The organism is Streptomyces sp. NPDC046727 (assembly GCF_040645635.1).
Classification (GTDB): domain Bacteria; phylum Actinomycetota; class Actinomycetes; order Streptomycetales; family Streptomycetaceae; genus Streptomyces.
The window spans coordinates 1-1,081 of record NZ_JBEYYR010000102.1; the positions used below are offsets into that span (position 1 = coordinate 1).

Annotated in this window: 1 other RNA gene and 1 pseudogene; one reads left to right on the forward strand and one right to left on the reverse strand. The window is 50.7% G+C overall.

Annotated features, from left to right (window positions below):
- A pseudogene (locus ABZ937_RS42830) lies at positions 1-438 on the forward strand (integrase core domain-containing protein); the annotation flags it as partial.
- A gap of 169 nt (positions 439-607) precedes the next feature.
- Here the strand turns inward: ABZ937_RS42830 and ssrA are convergent.
- Positions 608-971, reverse strand: a transfer-messenger RNA (tmRNA) gene (gene ssrA / locus ABZ937_RS42835).
- Between the last annotated feature and the right edge of the window lie 110 nt (positions 972-1,081).

The following is a 1,081-nucleotide window of genomic DNA, read 5'->3' on the forward strand; positions in this document are numbered from 1 at the left end:
TGACCTGTGTGGATGATTTCACGAAGGAGTGTCTGACGATCACCGCTGCTTTCGGTATTTCAGGCGTTCATGTCACGCGTATTCTGGACAGCATCGCACTGTTTAGGGGCTATCCGGCGACAATAAGAACCGATCAGGGCCCGGAATTTACCTGCCGCGCGCTCGATCAATGGGCCTTTGAGCATGGTGTGGAACTACGGCTTATCCAGTCAGGTAAGCCAACGCAGAATGGATTTATTGAGAGTTTTAACGGACGCTTTCGCGATGAGTGTCTGAATGAACACTGGTTCAGCGATATTCTTCATGCCCGGAAAACGATTAATGACTGGCGGCAGGATTATAACGAGCTCATCGCTGGATTACCAGACACCAGCTGAATTCGCAACGGACTGGCGAAACAGGAAATATGAAGAAAAACCAACCGACATTACTAACTGAAGGTTGTATCTAATCCTGGGGGCAGATCAGGCCTAAAAGGTTCGGATTTAATTAGTTCTCTTCGGACGTCGTGGGACAAATTGAGGGCACAAAAAAGCCCACAAGGCTTGCGCCGTGCGGGCTCTTAGGACTTCATCGGATGACTCTGGTAATCACCGATGGAGAATTTTGGTGGAGCTGGGGGGATTTGAACCCCCGTCCGAAATTACTACACCGTCGGCACTACATGCTTAGTCCAATCTTTACATTCGCCGGCCAGCTGCGGATGGACACGCTACTGACAGACTAGCCTGATTGAGTTTAACGCTTCAGCCCCAGGCAGGACATCCACGCGATCTCTTTTGGGTTTGACCTCTCTTGATCCCCGTCCTAAGAGCGGAGGCTAGGGAGAGAGGGCTCTAAGCAGGGTATTAAGCTGCTAAAGCGTAGTTTTCGTCGTTTGCGACTATTTTTTTGCGGCTTTTTACGAGGCCAACCGCCCCTCGGCATGCTCCTAGGGCTTCGCAAATCCCGTCGAATCCAGAATCAGCCCCAAGTAACTTTGTGCAGTATACCAGAAGTTTACCTCGATAAGCCAGCGGCTTAACGATTGGCGTGCTTCATGATACGGGCTTTCGCCGTCTGCCATTCGCGATCTTTGATG